The sequence below is a fragment of the Alcaligenes sp. Marseille-Q7550 genome, from assembly GCF_965112015.1.
Genome location: NZ_CBCOPU010000002.1, coordinates 140579 through 156778 on the forward strand (window position 1 = coordinate 140579; position 16200 = coordinate 156778).

The 16200-nt window shown below is 62.9% G+C and carries 15 protein-coding genes and 1 pseudogene; 3 read left to right on the top strand and 13 right to left on the bottom strand.

What is annotated here, in order from left to right:
- Positions 1 to 133: 133 nt before the first annotated feature.
- The gene (locus tag ACWPWO_RS09950; protein WP_454006483.1) at positions 134 to 829 is read left to right on the top strand and encodes an epoxyqueuosine reductase QueH; all 696 of its coding nucleotides are present in this window, start codon (positions 134 to 136) and stop codon (positions 827 to 829) included.
- 174 nt (positions 830 to 1003) lie between these two features.
- Here the strand turns inward: ACWPWO_RS09950 and clpB are convergent, their stop codons facing one another.
- On the bottom strand, positions 1004 to 3595 hold the full coding sequence (gene clpB, locus ACWPWO_RS09955) for an ATP-dependent chaperone ClpB (protein ID WP_454006484.1): 2592 nt from the start codon (positions 3593 to 3595) through the stop codon (positions 1004 to 1006).
- 323 nt (positions 3596 to 3918) lie between these two features.
- Here clpB and ACWPWO_RS09960 point away from each other — a divergent pair, with 323 nt between their 5' ends.
- Positions 3919 to 4647, top strand: coding sequence for a helix-turn-helix domain-containing protein (locus tag ACWPWO_RS09960; protein ID WP_394060450.1), 729 nt, complete (start codon positions 3919 to 3921; stop codon positions 4645 to 4647).
- A gap of 117 nt (positions 4648 to 4764) precedes the next feature.
- On the opposite strand, the gene ACWPWO_RS09965 is transcribed toward ACWPWO_RS09960, so the two are convergent.
- From ACWPWO_RS09965 to aceA, 10 genes are all read right to left on the bottom strand, one after another.
- On the bottom strand, positions 4765 to 5019 hold the full coding sequence (locus ACWPWO_RS09965; RefSeq protein ID WP_394060451.1) for a hypothetical protein: 255 nt from the start codon (positions 5017 to 5019) through the stop codon (positions 4765 to 4767).
- 61 nt (positions 5020 to 5080) lie between these two features.
- Positions 5081 to 5287, bottom strand: coding sequence for a FixH family protein (locus ACWPWO_RS09970; protein WP_394060452.1), 207 nt, complete (start codon positions 5285 to 5287; stop codon positions 5081 to 5083).
- Between the two features lie 20 nt (positions 5288 to 5307).
- Positions 5308 to 6807, bottom strand: a complete 1500-nt coding sequence (ccoG, locus tag ACWPWO_RS09975) for a cytochrome c oxidase accessory protein CcoG (RefSeq protein WP_454006485.1) — start codon at positions 6805 to 6807, stop codon at positions 5308 to 5310.
- Positions 6808 to 6845: 38 nt separating this feature from the next.
- Positions 6846 to 7760, bottom strand: coding sequence for a cytochrome-c oxidase, cbb3-type subunit III (gene ccoP, locus ACWPWO_RS09980; protein ID WP_454006486.1), 915 nt, complete (start codon positions 7758 to 7760; stop codon positions 6846 to 6848).
- Positions 7753 to 7926, bottom strand: coding sequence for a cbb3-type cytochrome oxidase subunit 3 (locus ACWPWO_RS09985; RefSeq protein ID WP_394060458.1), 174 nt, complete (start codon positions 7924 to 7926; stop codon positions 7753 to 7755). The genes ccoP and ACWPWO_RS09985 overlap by 8 nt, the downstream gene beginning before the upstream one ends.
- The gene (gene ccoO / locus ACWPWO_RS09990) at positions 7927 to 8586 is read right to left on the bottom strand and encodes a cytochrome-c oxidase, cbb3-type subunit II (protein ID WP_394060460.1); all 660 of its coding nucleotides are present in this window, start codon (positions 8584 to 8586) and stop codon (positions 7927 to 7929) included.
- Positions 8587 to 8596: 10 nt separating this feature from the next.
- Positions 8597 to 10081 (bottom strand): cytochrome-c oxidase, cbb3-type subunit I, encoded by a 1485-nt coding sequence (ccoN, locus tag ACWPWO_RS09995; RefSeq protein ID WP_394060461.1) that lies wholly within the window; start codon positions 10079 to 10081, stop codon positions 8597 to 8599.
- 176 nt (positions 10082 to 10257) lie between these two features.
- Positions 10258 to 10446 carry a cbb3-type cytochrome oxidase assembly protein CcoS gene (gene ccoS / locus ACWPWO_RS10000; RefSeq protein ID WP_454006487.1) on the bottom strand — a complete coding sequence of 63 codons (189 nt, stop codon included), beginning with the start codon at positions 10444 to 10446 and terminating at the stop codon, positions 10258 to 10260.
- Position 10447: 1 nt separating this feature from the next.
- Entirely contained in the window at positions 10448 to 11416 is a 969-nt protein-coding gene (locus tag ACWPWO_RS10005; protein ID WP_454006488.1) for a P-type ATPase, read from the bottom strand.
- Positions 11417 to 11850: 434 nt separating this feature from the next.
- On the bottom strand, positions 11851 to 13158 hold the full coding sequence (gene aceA, locus ACWPWO_RS10010; RefSeq protein WP_454006489.1) for an isocitrate lyase: 1308 nt from the start codon (positions 13156 to 13158) through the stop codon (positions 11851 to 11853).
- A 304-nt stretch (positions 13159 to 13462) separates the two neighbouring features.
- Between aceA and queF the strand changes: the two are divergent.
- Positions 13463 to 14289: pseudogene (queF, locus tag ACWPWO_RS10015) on the top strand (NADPH-dependent 7-cyano-7-deazaguanine reductase QueF).
- Between the two features lie 62 nt (positions 14290 to 14351).
- On the opposite strand, the gene ACWPWO_RS10020 reads toward queF, so the two are convergent.
- Both ACWPWO_RS10020 and pgsA read right to left on the bottom strand, forming a co-directional pair.
- A complete protein-coding gene (locus ACWPWO_RS10020; RefSeq protein ID WP_454006490.1) occupies positions 14352 to 15605 on the bottom strand; it encodes an MFS transporter in 1254 nt (417 codons plus the stop codon).
- Positions 15606 to 15607: 2 nt separating this feature from the next.
- Entirely contained in the window at positions 15608 to 16180 is a 573-nt protein-coding gene (gene pgsA / locus ACWPWO_RS10025) for a CDP-diacylglycerol--glycerol-3-phosphate 3-phosphatidyltransferase (RefSeq protein WP_454006491.1), read from the bottom strand.
- Positions 16181 to 16200 lie beyond the last annotated feature (20 nt).

Below are 16200 nucleotides of genomic sequence, written 5' to 3' on the forward strand. Positions count from 1 at the left end.
GCCCCCACGCTGCGCCTTCGGCTTGCTGCCCCCCAAGGGGGCGCTTTTTACCTTGGAGCGGCCCGGCGGTAAAATAAGCTCATAAGTTCCATGCGCGTCCCAATGCGGGCGCCCTTTTCACGGATTCACGCTCATGTCCACCACGGTAGATCGCAAACCCCTGACCATGCCGGACCAACGGCAAAAGCTGCTGCTGCACTCCTGTTGCGCGCCCTGCTCGGGCGAAGTCATGGAAGCGCTGCACGCGTCGGGCATCCAATACACCATCTTCTTCTACAACCCCAACATCCATCCGGTGCGCGAGTACGAACTGCGCAAGCAGGAGAACATCCGCTTCGCCCAGAAGCACGGCATCGAATTCATCGACGCCGACTACGACGTGGACAACTGGTTCGAGCGGGTGCGCGGCCTGGAACATGCGCCCGAACGGGGAGAACGCTGCACCGTGTGCTTCGACATGCGTTTCGAGCGCACGGCGCTGTATGCCCACGAGCACGGCTTCGACCCCATCTCCAGCGTGCTGGGCATTTCGCGCTGGAAGGACATGAACCAGATCAACGACTGCGGCGAACGCGCCGCCGCCCGGTACCCCGAACTGAAGTACTGGACCTACAACTGGCGCAAGGGCGGCGGCTCGCAACGCATGCTGGAGATCAGCAAGCGCGAGAACTTCTACCAGCAGGAATACTGCGGCTGCGTCTATTCACTGCGCGACACCAACCGCCACCGCCGCGCCAACGGCCGCGAGCGCATCCAGATCGGCGTCAAGTTCTACGGCAAGGACGAACTGGAGCTCAATCCGCCGCCAGCGCCTGCCGGCACGCCTTGATCGTCCCGCCGCTCCCGGCCTGAGACCGGCCAGCCGCCGGCGATAGGCGTAGGCGCTCCACACCTTCTGGGGGCGAACGGACGCTGTACCGAAGAGCGACAAAAAAGCGCCTGGTTTTTTCCAGGCGCTTTTTTTGGGCGGCCGCCGGGAAGGCGCACCTTCCCGGCAAGCGTGTTACTGGATGGTGCGCTCGAACACGAACTGGCCGTCCTTCCAGTCCACCGGCACCACATCCTTGGGACCGAAGCGGCCTTCCAGAATCAGGCGCGCCACCGGATTCTCGATGTGCTGCTGGATGGCCCGCTTCAGGGGCCGGGCGCCGAACCCCGGATCGAAGCCCGCCTTGGCCAATTGCTCCAACGCGGCGTCGCTGACATCCGGATGCATGTCTCGTTGCGCCAGGCGCTCGTCCAGGCGCTGCAACTGGATCCGGGCGATGGACTCGATGTGCTTGGCCTCCAGGCCGTGGAACACCACCACCTCGTCGATCCGGTTCAGGAACTCGGGGCGGAAATGCTGCTTCACTTCTTCCCACACCACTTCCTTGACCACATCGTAGGATTCTCCCGCCAGACGCTGGATGTGCTGCGAACCCAGGTTGGAGGTCATGATGATCACCGTATTGCGGAAATCCACCGTGCGTCCCTGGCCGTCGGTCAGCCGGCCGTCGTCCAGCACCTGCAAAAGGATGTTGAACACGTCCGGATGCGCCTTCTCCACCTCGTCCAGCAGAATGACGGAGTATGGCTTGCGGCGCACGGCCTCGGTCAGGTAGCCGCCCTCTTCATACCCCACATAGCCGGGAGGCGCGCCGATCAGGCGGGCCACCGAATGCTTCTCCATGAACTCGCTCATGTCGATGCGGACCATGTGGTCCTCCGAATCGAACAGGAAGTTGGCCAGCGCCTTGGTCAGCTCGGTCTTGCCCACGCCGGTGGGCCCCAGGAACAGGAAGGAGCCGTAAGGGCGGGACGGATCGGACAGCCCGGCGCGCGAGCGGCGGATGGCGTCGGACACCAGGCGCACGGCCTCGTCCTGGCCCACCACGCGCTTGTGCAGGTAGCCTTCCATCTGCAGCAGCTTCTCGCGCTCGCCCTGCATCATCTTGGCCACCGGAATGCCGGTGGCGCGCGAGACCACCTCGGCGATCTCTTCGGCGCCGACCTGCGTGCGCAGCAGCCGCGGCTTGTCCTGGTCGGCGCTGTCCATGGCCTTCTCGGCCGCCTTCAGGCGCCCCTCCAGCTCGGGCAGCTTGCCGTACTGGAGCTCGGCCAGGTTGTCGAACTGGCCCTTGCGCTGCAGCTCGGCCATCTCGGCGCGCACCTGCTCGATTTCTTCCTTGATGACCTGCGAACCCTGGACCGAGGCTTTCTCGGCCTTCCAGATTTCCTCGTAGTCGTTGTACTCGCGCTGCAGCTTTTCCATCTCGTCATTGATGGCCTGCAGGCGACGCTGCGAGGCTTCGTCCGTGTCCTTGATCACGGCTTCGCGCTCGATCTTCAACTGGATGATGCGCCGGTCCAGCTTGTCCATGACCTCGGGCTTGGAGTCGATCTCCATGCGGATGCGGGCCGCGGCCTCGTCGATCAGGTCGATGGCCTTGTCCGGCAGGAAGCGGTCGGTGATGTAGCGCTGCGAGAGCTCGGCCGCCGCCACGATGGCCGGGTCGGTGATGGCCACGCCGTGGTGCAGCTCATAGCGCTCCTGCAGACCGCGCAGGATGGCGATGGTGGACTCCACGTCGGGCTCGTTGACCAGCACCTTCTGGAAGCGGCGCTCCAGCGCGGCGTCCTTCTCGATGTACTGGCGGTACTCGTTCAAGGTGGTGGCGCCTATGCAGTGCAGTTCGCCGCGCGACAGCGCCGGCTTGAGCATGTTGCCGGCGTCCATGGCGCCTTCGGCCTTGCCCGCGCCCACCATGGTGTGCAGCTCGTCGATGAAGACGATGGTCTTGCCGTCGTCCTTGGACAGCTCCTTGAGCACGGCCTTCAGGCGCTCTTCGAACTCGCCCCGGTACTTGGCGCCGGCCAGCAAGGCCGCCAGGTCCAGCACCAGCAGGCGCTTGCCCTTGAGGGTTTCAGGCACTTCATTGTTGACGATGCGCTGGGCCAGGCCCTCCACGATGGCGGTCTTGCCCACGCCGGGCTCGCCGATCAGTACGGGATTGTTCTTGGTGCGGCGCTGCAGGATCTGTATGGTGCGGCGGATCTCGTCGTCACGGCCGATGACCGGATCCAGCTTGCCCTGGCGGGCGCGCTCGGTCAGGTCGGTGGTGTACTTGTCCAGGGCTTCCCGATTGCTCTCGCCTTCGGGATCGGACACATTGGCCCCGCCTCGCACCGCGTCGATGGCCGCCTCCAGCGTCTTGCGCTGCAAGCCGCTGTCACGCAGGGCGCAGCCGGTCTCGCCCTTGTCGTCGGCAAGCGCCAGCAGGAAGAGTTCGCTGGCGATATAGGTGTCGCCGCGGTTTGCGGCTTCCTTTTCCGTGCGCGCCAGGGCCGCCTGCAGGGCGGAGCTGAGCTGCTGCTGGCCTTCCGCGCCCTGCACCTTGGGCAGGTTGTTGATCAAACGGGTCAGCTCGGTGTCCAGGCGTGGTATGGCCACGCCGGCGCGCGCCAGCAGACTGCCCGTGCCGGACTCGGAGTCGGCCAGCAGGGCCACCAGCACGTGGGCCGGTTCCAGGTAGGGATTGTCTTCGCGAACAGCGAGGCTTTGCGCATCGGCCAGGGCCTGCTGAAACTTCGTTGTCAGTTTATCGATTCGCATGGATCATTCACTTATGAACAAATGCGGAAACCCACTGCCAACAGTTACCGATCACTGCCCGCCCGGGTCTCGCAACAAATAACAGGATGGAATGCAGATAAGGACGAAGGCGCCGAATTCAAGCCCTTCCATCGCTTTTATACAACAAGGAAAAATCAGGCGTCTGGCGGCCGAACGGGGCCGTGAATGCCGCTCACGGCAGGCCCGCGGAATTCAGCGCCTGAACATATTCGGGGATTCAACAGAATAGTCATCAATAAAAAGCTACAATTGATCTTGATTTGACTCAAGGATTCCGCGTTTCGCAGTCCGACTCTATCTTTATGCAAAAACGTATCTCGGTTACCTCTGATTCCATACGCTGCTCCAGTTGTATGCTGAACGAGGTGTGTCTTCCTCTGGGCATGCCCAAGCATGAAATGGAGAGGCTCGACGACCTGGTCAAGGAGCGTATTCGCATCCCCAAGGGCGGCGCCCTGTTCCGCCTGGCCGATCCGGTCGAAGGCATCTATGGCCTGCGTTCGGGGTCGATCAAGATGCAACTGGAGGACTCCACCGGACACATCCAGATCACGGGCTTTCTGCTGCCCGGCGAGATTCTGGGCATGGACAGCCTGGTCGAGAACCGCCATGTCTCGCACGCCATCGCGCTGGAGGACAGCGAAGTCTGCGTGATCCGCCTGGACGACCTGGATCGCCTCTCGGCTCAATTGCCCATCCTGCAGCAGCAGTTCCGCCGCCTGATGAGCAAGGAGATCAACCGCGCCCACCAGTTGATGCTGACTCTGGCGGGCCTGCGTTCCGAACAGCGCCTGGCCGCCTTCCTGCTGAACCTGTCGCAGCGCCTTTCCCTGCTGGGTTACTCCCCTTACGAATTCATCCTGCGCATGAGCCGCGAAGAAATCGGCAACTTCCTGGGCCTGACCCTGGAGACCGTCAGCCGCCTGTTCTCGCGTTTCGCGCGCGAAGGCCTGCTCAAGATATCGCAGCGCGAAGTCCACCTGTTGGATCTGCCCGCCCTGCAGAGCTTGGCCGGCACTGAATGCGAATGAACGCGCGCCGGCAATAGGACCCGCCAGGGTCCCGGTTTGCGCCCGGCGCGCCGCGGTACACAAAAAAAGCACACGCAGCGATGCGTGTGCTTTTTTTTGTGGTTCGGGCGCAGCGCCTCAGTCCAGGCTGTCGGCCGGTTCCGGCAAGTCCGCCTTGCCGCCCGGGGACATGAACAGGCTCAGCGCGCTGGAGCCGGCGGCGGCCAGCCAGAACAGGAAGAAGGATGCGGTATAGACCGACAAGCGATCGGCCTGCAGGTGCCCAAGAAATACGATATCCAAGGGATCCACCAGGGCGAAGACGACGGCGCTGATCGCGCCCGCCGCCAGGAATGAAGGCCACAGTATCCACATCAGAGACCGAATGCTCATTCGTACCCCCTTCTTGAAAGGCCACATGATTCTTTACCCTATCGTAAACCGAGGAAGCTATCTATCGGTTTTTGTCCTGAGCAGGAGCAGGCTTGCTGACGACCAGGCCCTGCTTGACCCCGCCGTCGTTCACATCCTGATCGCTGAAGTTCTGGAAGGCCAGGACGATGGTGATGGCGCAGCCCACGATGGCCAGCGCCGGGCCGGCCATGAGCAGCCAGGGCCAGGGTTCGCGCCACCACGGTTGACTGTCGGTACTTTTGTCCATGACTTGCTCTCCCTGAAAAATCATTGAGGAATGTAGAAACTGCTGCGTTCGTTCACGTAAGTTTTCTGACCGTTCTCGTGCTCGCCCACCGCCTGGATGGAAATATCATACAAGCCCGGCTTGGCGCTGTTGACCGGCACCTGCACCACGACGGGCAGGAGCTTGTTGGCGGCGGCGTCCACATGGATGTGGTCGCTGCCGTTCTCGGTCAAGGTGATGCGCGCTCCCTCCAGCCCGCTGACGGACAACTGCAGCTCCATGGATTCTTCGGACGTGTTGATGACCTGCAGGCGGAAGACATTTTCGATCAGGCCGCCCGGCACCTCGCGCCCCAGCGCGCCGCGGTCGCGGATGACATCGACCCGCATCGGGGTGCGCGTGGCCAGGGTGTAGACGAAGGCGCCGCAGATGACGGCCAGGATCAGGATATAGGAGATGACGCGCGGACGCAGCATGCGCCGGCGCACCTGCGACTGCGTCAGCCTATCCTTGATGGCGCGCTCCGAGGTGTAGCGGATCAGGCCCTTTTCATAGCCCATCTTGTCCATGACCTGGTCGCAGGCGTCCACGCAGGCGCCGCAGCCTATGCACATGTACTGCAGGCCGTCGCGGATATCGATGCCGGTCGGGCAGACCTGCACGCACAGGCTGCAATCCACGCAGTCGCCCATGCCGGCTTCCTTGTGGTCGATCTTGCGGGAACGCCCGCCGCGTTTTTCGCCGCGCACGAAGTCGTAGGTGACCACGAAGGTGTCGCGGTCCACCATGACGCTCTGGAAACGAGCGTAGGGGCACATGTACTTGCACACGGCCTCGCGCATGAAGCCGGCGTTGCCCCAGGTGGCGAAGGCGTAGAACAGCAGCCAGAACCACTGCCAGGGACCCAGCGTCAAGGCGATCAGTTCGCCGCCCAGCTCGCGGATGGGCGCAAAATAGCCGATGAAGGTGTAGCCCGTCCAGAGCGCGATGACGATCCAGAGGAAATGCTTGGTGGCCTTGATGCGCAGCTTCCTGGGCGTCCAGGGCTGTTCGTCCAGGCGGATGCGGGCCAGCCGGTCGCCTTCGACCTTGCGCTCGACCCACATGAAGATTTCGGTGTAGACGGTCTGGGGACAGGCATAGCCGCAGAACAGCCGCCCGGCCATGGCCGTGAACAGGAACAGGGAAAAGGCGGAGATCAGCAGCAGGACGGTCAGGTAGATGACGTCCTGCGGCCAGAGGATCATGCCGAAGATGTAGAACTTGCGTTCCAGCAGATCGAACAGCACGGCCTGACGGCCATGCCATTCGATCCAGGGCAGGCCATAGAAGATGATCTGCGTGAGATACACCATCCAGACCCGCCAGCGGGCGAACACGCCCGTGACGGAGCGGGGATAGATCTTCTTGCGTACATCGACCAGCGCCTTCTCGACCTGCGGCGAGGTGCCTCCCGCTCCTTTGCCGTTGCGTGGCGGCTGCCACTTGGGAACGTTTTCCTGCGCACCGTCGGCGCGGGCTTGGGGAGCTTCACTACTCATTGCAGGTCCTGAAGACGTCAGATCGATTCAAAAACAAATTACTTGGACTGAGCAGGTTCCGCATTGGACAGGCCCCAGACCCAGCCGGCCAGCAGACGGATCTGCTCGGGCGTCAGCGTGCCTTTCTGGGCGGGCATCTGGTTGCTGCGGCCTTGCAGGACGGTCTGGACGATGGTGGCTTCGGAGCTGCCATACAGCCAGTAGTCATCGGTCAGGTCGGGCGCGCCCAGCAGCACATTGCCCTTGCCGTCGGCGCCGTGGCAGGCGAAGCAGGTGCTGTCGAACACGCGCTTGCCGGGAACGATGCGCAGCGGATCCGCAGCCAGGCCCGAGAGCGAGCGCACGTACTGGGCCACATCCGAAGCCTGGGCGGGCGTCAACTGCGACTGCGGCGGCATCATGCCGGTGCGGCCTTCGGTGATGGTGTGCAGGATCTGCTCAGGCTCGCCGCCCCACAGCCAGGCCTTGTTGGCCAGGTTGGGAAAGCTGGGCGCGCCCTTGGCGTCCGAGCCGTGGCACTGGGCGCAGTTGTTCAGGAACAGGCGCTGGCCGATCTCGCGGGCCTCGTGGTCGCGGGCGATATCCTCGATGGGCATCTCGCGGTAGCGGGCGTACACGGGCGCCAGGCGGGCGTTGATCTCTTCCTGCTGCTGCTTGACCTGCTTGCCGGAGGTGAATCCCAGCTCGCCCTTGTAAGCGCCCAGGCCGGGATACAGCACCAGGTAGCCCAGGGCGAAGATGCACAGACCGATGTACATGACGGTCCACCAGCGCGGCACGGGATTGTTCAGCTCGGTCAGGTCACCGTCCCATACGTGGCCGGTCTCCTCGACCTGGACATTCTTGCCCAGGAACGAACGTTGCGTAAACAGCAGCCACAGGCAGAAGACGATGCCGCCCAGGGCGATGGCGGAAATCCAGATGCTCCAGCCATTATTGAAAAAGTCACTCATTCAAACCCCCAAGGTTTTCATCGTTGCGTCCCTCGTCGGGCAAGGCAAAAGGCAGAAGCGCGGCTTCCTGGTTGGCTTGGCGGCGTCCCCGGGAGAACGCCCACCAGCAAATGCCCAGGAAGGTCAGCATCGCCAGAAACGTTACTACGGCGTTGACCATGGCCATTTAATGGGCTCCTTGTTCCACGGCCTTGGCGGCGGCGGCGCGGCTCTTCACGCCCAGACCCTGCAGGTACGCCACCAGGGCGTCTTCCTCGGTCTTGCCTTTGAGCTGCTCGGGCGCCTTGGCAATCTGTTCGTCGGTGTAGGGCACGCCCAGCTTGCGCAGCACCTTCATGCGGTCCTGCACGTTCTCGCCTTCGACGGAGTTGTGCTGCAGCCATGGATAGGCGGGCATGTTGGACTCCTTGACGACGTCGCGCGGATTGCGCAGGTGGATGCGATGCCATTCGTCGCTGTAGCGCTGGCCGACGCGGGCCAGGTCGGGGCCGGTACGCTTGGAGCCCCACAGGAAGGGATAGTCGTACACGGATTCGCCGGCCAGCGAGTAAGGACCGTAGCGCTGCACCTCGGACTGCAGCATGCGGATCTGCTGCGAGTGGCAGCCGACGCAGCCTTCGCGGATGTAGATGTCTCGGCCGATCAGGTTCAGCGGTTCGTAGGGCACCGTGCCTTCGGTAGGCTGGGTGGTCGAGTGCTGGAAGAACAGGGGCACGATCTGCACCAGGCCGGCAAAGGAGATGACCAGGATGCTGAGGATGATCATTAGCCCGATGTTCTTCTCAATGGTTGCGTGAGAAAAGCGCTTGTTGGTTTCGTTAGCCATGGTTTACTCCTTACGCCAGCACGGTGGTTGCACCCACCAGGGCTGGATCGCGGGCGTCTGGATTCTTGAGAGGCACGACGGGGTTGACGCGCGGCTGGCCCTTGATGGTCAGGAAGGTGTTCCATGCCATGATCAGGATGCCGGTCACGAACAGCAGGCCGCCCAGAGCGCGGATGGCGTAGAAGGGATAGGTGGCCTTCACGACTTCCACGAAGCTGTAGGTCAGGGTGCCGTCGGCGCCGGTGGCGCGCCACATCATGCCCTGCATCACGCCGGCGATCCACATGGCGGCGATGTACAGCACCACGCCCAGGGTGGCCAGCCAGAAGTGCAGTTCGATCAGGCGGGGCTTGGCCATGGCGGTGCGACCGTACAGGCGAGGGATCAGGTAGTACAGCGAACCGAAGGTGATCATGGCCACCCAGCCCAGGGCGCCGGAGTGCACGTGGCCGATGGTCCAGTCGGTGTAGTGCGACAGCGCGTTCACCGTGCGGATGGCCATCATGGAGCCTTCGAAGGTGGACATGCCGTAGAAGGACAGGGCCACGACCATGAACTTCAGGATGGGGTCGGTGCGCAGCTTGTGCCATGCGCCGGACAGGGTCATGATGCCGTTGATCATGCCGCCCCAGGATGGAGCCAGCAGAATCAGCGAGAAGGTCATGCCCAGGGACTGGGTCCAGTCGGGCAGCGAGGTGTACAGCAGGTGGTGAGGACCCGCCCACATGTAGGTGAAGGCCAGCGCCCAGAAGTGGACGATGGACAGGCGATAGGAATAGATGGGGCGGTTGGCCTGCTTGGGAATGAAGTAGTACATCATGCCCAGGAAGGAGGTCGTCAGGAAGAAGCCCACGGCGTTATGGCCGTACCACCACTGCACCATGGCGTCCTGCACGCCGGCATAGGCCGAGTAGGACTTCATGAAGCTGACGGGCAGTTCCAGGTTGTTGAAGATGTGCAGGACGGCGATCGTCAGGATGTAGGAGCCGAAGAACCAGTTGGCCACGTAGATGTGGCGCACGCGGCGCTTGACGATGGTGCCGAAGAACACGATGGCATAAGCCACCCAGACCAGGGTGATCAGGATGTCGATGGGCCATTCCAGTTCCGCGTATTCCTTGCTGCTGGTGTAGCCCATGGGCAAAGTGATGACGGCGGCCACCAGGACGGCCTGCCAGCCCCAGAAGGTGAAGGCGGCGAGCTTGTCGCTGAACAGGCGCGCCTGACAGGTGCGCTGCACCACGTAGTAGGACGTGGCGAACAGGCCGGTGCCGCCGAACGCGAAGATCACGGCGTTGGTGTGCAGCGGACGCAGGCGCCCGTAGCTGAGCCATGGAGTATTGAAATTGAGTTCTGGCCAGATCAGCTGCAAGGCAATGAAAAGGCCCATTGCCATGCCTATGACGCCCCAAAATACGGTCATGATGGTGAATTGCCGCACCACTCCGTAATTGAAGACTTCGGCGTTGTTTCCGACCGTATCGGAAGTGCCCATTTGCTTCCCCTAAACAAACATTGTTAATACAAGCGACAACTACCAGCATCATCCTGCAAGTCGATAAACGGCTCCTTGATGTGCATCAAGAAGCCTTGGAAAGCCGCGCAAACGCGCGCGTTCCAGCCCCTTGGACTGCCTGGCGCCAACAGTCCCAGGGGCTTGAAAAAGAATAATCAGTGGGTATCGGGAGGACGCCCCCGCCGAGGCGGGCGGGCGGTCGTGTCGTCATCCTGGAGAATGGAATCGGCCGCGGTGTGGGCGTCTTCGAACTGGCCGGCGAAGATCGCCCACCAGAAAGCCACGCCGATCAGGATGACCAGCATGACGGAAATGGGTATGAGGACCAGCAGGGAGCCGAACATGTCAGGCCTGCCCTGCCGCCGGGCCGGTCCAGCCCGCGGGAACTTCGCGCACCCGGCTGCGATAGATGCGCCAGGAATTGGCGGCGACCGCCAGCGAGGAAACCAGCATGCTGATGGCCGCCAGCCAGGGAGCGACGATACCCACGGCGGCCAGGGGCGTCATGAGCAGGTGCCAGGCGATGGAGCCGTACAGGTTCTGGCGGGCGATGCGGCCCGTCTGCTGGGTGAGCTGCACGACTTCGAATTCGCTGGCGGCCGGACGGGCCGACAGGCCGGCATGGGCCGAGGCCACCGCCGTGGGCACGGACATGGACATGGCACAGGGACAGCTCATGACCAGCAGCGACACCACCACGGGCACGGCGTGCGAAGGGTCGAGCCAGTACCAGACCAGGCCCAGCACGGCGGCCAGCAGCAACTGGATGGTGACGAACCAGAACGCCAGGGTGTCGGCATGACCGCTGACGGAGCGGCGGAACTGCTCGATGACCTCGTGCGAGCCGCCTTGCGCCACCGACTGGCGTGCGCACAGTTCGAGATAGCGGGCGGTGAGCAGGAAGGCCACGAACATGGTGACCGAGTCGTAATAGACTTCGCCCTGATGGGTCCAGGTGCCGACCACGCTGGGCAGGAAGGCGCCGATGATGCCCAGGGCCACCGGCACGTCCATGCCGACGCGGCCTTCGGACAGGCTGGCGACGGCGCCTTTGATGATGGGCCAGGCGCAGTACAGTATGACCGGCATGGTAAGGCTGAGGCTGGCCCAGTTCATGAGCACGATGGCCTGGGAGAGGGATTCGATATTGTCCGGCGAGGTACTGAACGAGCGCATGTAGCCGGGAAAGGCGAACATCATGACCTGCATGGCGGCCAGCCAGGCCAGGCCCAGCCGGGCCAGGGTGTGACGCCTGCGCGAACGCTGTTCGTCCGTCAGGGGCTTGGGCAGGGAAAAAATGGAATATGCGCGCATGGAAGGACTATAAACCACTGATATTTCTTTACTCTTGATCTAAATCAATACGACTTTGCTTGCTTCCTATATCGTTGTCCCTACGCATCTTGTTCAGGCCGTTATCCCCCCAACACGGCATCAACTGTTCAATGCTTTAGGGCTGCCGCTGGCAGCCTCTTTTTTTTTTCGGCCGGCCGCGCCAAAAAAATACCGCCCTTCCAGGGCGGCGGCCATCGACCCGCACGGCTTGATTGTTTTCTCGCCTGCCGCGATTTTATGAACAAACACCCAGAAAATCAGCCAGGCAAATAAATCGTGGTAATTAAGAGACTTATCCAGACAAGACCGTCTGGAGCGGCCCTCTCCTCTTGCCAAAAAGACAGCCCGTCGGCTGGAGCAGGCCGGCGGGCTGTCTGCATCGCGGCGGCGCTCTCAGGGAGCGCCCTCCCCGATCACGCTTCCGAGGTCGCGAACTGCTGGGCCTCGGTGGAACCGGCCAGCGCCGTGGTCGAGGACTTGCCGGCCTCCACGGTCTGGGTCACGGCGTCGAAATAGCCCGTGCCCACTTCACGCTGGTGCTTGACGGCGGTAAAGCCCAGCTCGGCGGCGGCGAACTCTTTTTCCTGCAGTTGCACGAAGGCGCTCATCTGGCGGCGGGCATAGCCGTGCGCCAGTTCGAACATGCCGTAGTTCAGGGCGTGGAAGCCCGCCAGCGTGATGAACTGGAACTTGTAGCCCATGGCGCCCAGCTCGCGCTGGAATTTGGCGATGGTGGCGTCGTCCAGATTCTTCTTCCAGTTGAAGGAAGGCGAGCAGTTGTAGGCCAGCATCTTGCCGGGGAACTGACGGTGGATGGCTTCGGCGAACTGGCGCGCATACTCCAGGTTCGGCGTGGACGTCTCGCACCAGACCAGGTCCGCATACGGCGCGTACGCCAAGCCCCGGGCAATGGCCTGGTCCAGACCGGCGCGGGTGCGATAGAAGCCTTCGACCGTGCGCTCTTCCAGGATGAAGGGGCGGTCGTACTCGTCCACATCACTGGTGATCAGGTCGGCGGCATCGGCGTCGGTACGGGCCACCAGGATGGTGGGCACGTCCAGCACGTCGGCGGCCAGGCGAGCGGCGACCAGCTTGGAGACGGCCTCGCGGGTGGGCACCAGGACCTTGCCGCCCAGGTGGCCGCACTTCTTGGCCGAGGCCAGCTGGTCCTCGAAGTGCACGCCGGCCGCGCCCGCCGCGATCATGGCCTTCATCAGCTCGAATGCATTGAGCACGCCGCCAAAGCCCGCCTCGGCGTCGGCCACGATGGGCGCGAAGTAATCGATATAGCCTTCGTCGCCGGGGTTGACGCCTTCCATCCACTGGATCTGATCACAGCGCGCCAGGGAATTGTTGATGCGGCGCACCACGGATGGCACCGAGTTGACGGGGTACAGGGATTGATCAGGGTACATTTCGCCGGCGGTATTGGCATCGCCCGCCACCTGCCAGCCCGATAGATAGATGGCTTTCAAGCCGGCCTTGACCTGCTGCATGGCCTGGTTGCCGGTCAGGGCGCCCAGCGCGTTGACGAAAGGCTCCTGGTTGATGGATTGCCAGAGCCGCTCTGCGCCGCGCCGCGCCAGCGTGTATTCCTCGACCAGGGAGCCGCGCAGGCGGATCACCTCCTCGGCGCTGTAGCCTCGCTTGACGCCTTGCCAGCGGGAATCTTCCGCCCAGCGTTTTTGCAGGTTCCGGATGTCGGCTTCTCGAGCATTCATGGATGAACTCCTCTATCAGAAATGACGTTGAACAGATGACTACAGTCTATCCAAATGCTGCGCCGCAATGGTGTGTTGTATCTTATATAAGACTAAAAATTTTTTATATTTAAATCAACAGCTTAGTTTATAAATTTCGAGATATGAAATGCAGTGTCTTTTTATGAAACGCCATGATGTGCGTCGCAGCAGCGTTTTTGCATGCTGAGACAGCAGTTTCACCATATGGGATAATGGGGCTCGCCACGCAAGGCCGGCGAGCGCGCCGCGCCTTTTGATTGTCTTGTTCCCGTATTAGCCGCCAATGACGAGCACTTCCCTCCTGAAAGACTCCCCTCTGGGCCACGACGTGGTCTATCCCAGTCGCTACGATCCATCCGTGCTGTTCGGCATCGAACGGGCCCTGAACCGCCGCTCCCTCCAGACGCCCGAACAATGGCACGGCGCCGACATCTGGAACGCCTACGAAATGTCCTGGCTCAACCCCAAAGGCAAGCCGGTCGCGGCCATCGCGCGCTTCGTCATCCCCTGGAACAGCCCGCGCATCATCGAATCGAAATCCTTCAAGCTCTACCTGAATTCCTTCAACGACGAGATCGTGAGCGATACGGACGCGCTGCGCGAACGCATGGCCCGGACCTGGGTTCCGTCGCCGGCGCCCCCGTGGACGTCACGCTGCTGCCGCTCGACGCCCTGGACGGCCAGAACATCGGCACGCTGGACGGATTGTGCATCGACCAGCTGGACATCGAGATCCGCGACTACACGCCCCAGAGCGGGCTGCTGCGCTGCCTGCCCGAGGCCCCCGTCGTCACTGAATCGCTGGTGTCCGACCTGCTCAAGTCCAACTGCCCGGTCACCGGCCAGCCGGACTGGGGCAGCGTGCAGGTGCGCTACACCGGCCCGCAGATCGATCCCGCCTCCCTGCTGCGTTACATCGTCTCCCTGCGCCGCCATACCGAGTTCCACGAACACTGCGTGGAACGGCTCTACAGCGACATCATGCAAAGCTGCCGCCCCGAACGCCTGCTGGTATATGCGCGTTATACGCGCCGCGGCGGCCTGGACATCAACCCCTGGCGCAGCAGTCATCCGGACAGCGTGGACGAACCCCGCCTGGCACGGCAGTAAGGGCCGCGCCGTTATGCAAAAAAACCGCTGCAGTTGCAGCGGTTTTGCTTTTGCCCTTTTCTTCAGTTCCGGGACGCCCGGGTGACAGTGGAAGCCACATAGACGGCCAGGCCGGCGGCGGTCCAGTAGCCGATGGCCGCGCCGTACCAGGGCGCCTGGTTCAGGCCGGCATCCAGCAGCAGCCCGAAGCCCACTGGGGCCAGGGACGAGCCCACATCCATGCCCGAATACACCAGCCCATAGACGGCGCCGGTCGACCCTTTGGGCGTGACGCGGCGGATCAGCATGTCGCGCGAGGGCGAGGCGATGCCCGAGCAGAACCCCGCGGCGCCCACGAAAAACAGGGCCAGCGCCGGCGCCACCCACCCTGCCCCCAGCACCAGCAGCAAGGTGCCGGAGACGATCAGGGACACGAACACGATCAGTTCGGAGCGCGGCGTGCTGGAAGCGATGAAGCCGCCGGCCAGCATGCCCGCCGCCGATGCCAGCATATAGCCGGACAGCGCCGAACCCGCCAGCACCTTGTCGATGCCGTAGGTGTTGTGCAGCATGGGAATGGTGTAGTTCTGCACCACCGCCATGGCGGCCGTGGCAAAGGCGAAGAACAGGAACGCCCCCCATAGCGAGGGCCGGGACAGCAAGGTGGACAGCGTCACCCAGATGGGCTCCTTGTTCTGCGGCCTGGCTCCGTCCGCCTCGCGCGCAACGGACGCGCCGGCCAGCGCCTCGCGGTTGAGCAGCACCAGCGCCAGCACGGCCGCGATCAGGGCGGCGGCGGCCAGCACGGCAACGCGCCAGTTGAAATAAATGGTCAGGGACGTGATGAAGACCGGCGTCAGCGCCCAACCCAGGTTGCCCGTCAGGCCGTGCGTGCTGAAGGCATGGCCCAGGCGCGCCGGACTGACCCGGTGATTGATGATGGAAAAGTCCACCGGGTGGAAGACGGCATTGCCCACCCCGCCGATCAGCGCGGCGGCCAGCAGCATGGCGTAGCCGTTGGCCATGCCGATGAGCAAGGCCGCCACCACGAAGCAGGCCAGCCCCACCTTGAGCACCGGATAGGCGCCCACCCGATCGACCAGGAAGCCCGAAGAGGCCTGCCCCAGGCAGGACACCAGATAAAAAGTGGTGACCAGCCCGCCCAGCGTCAGGAAGTCATAGCCGAACTCCTGGCCCAGGGAAATGTACAGCGTGGGCAGGATCAGCTGGAAGAAGTGCGAACTGGCGTGGGCGATCCCGATGACCCCGATCACCCGCCAGTCGCGCGAGCTGGGGGCGAGCTGCCCGTCCAGCGTGGAGGTTTGCGTATCAGACATGCTCAGTTCTGCTTTTTCTTGATTTCCGGCCAGGCCTTCTGCAAGTAATAGCACATGGACCAGACAGTCAGTACCGCGGCCACGACGATGAGCGCCTGGCCGATGATGCGGGTCGGCAGGCCCATGATGGGGTACCAGTACAGCAGGCAGGGAATGGCCACCATCTGTGCCGCCGTCTTGAACTTGCCGAGCCGGTGAACCGCCACACTACCACTGGCCCCGATTTTGGCCATCCATTCCCGCAATGCGGAAATGGTGATTTCCCGGCCTATGATGATCAGGGCGATGAAGGCGTCCACCCGGTTCAGGTCCAGCAGCACGAGCAGGGCCGCGCTCACCATCAGCTTGTCCGCCACCGGATCCAGGAAGGCGCCGAAGGACGAAGTCTGGTTCCAGCGCCGCGCCAGCCAGCCGTCGAACCAGTCCGTCAGGGCCGCCACGATGAAGACCAGGGCCGCCAACAGATCGCGCGAAGGCTCGGACAGCCAGCTCTCGGGCAGGTAGTAAAGCGCCACGATCAAGGGGATCAGGACGATGCGAAGCCACGTAAGGGCGATGGGCAGATTGAAAGGCATAGCTCGGATACCAACCTAAA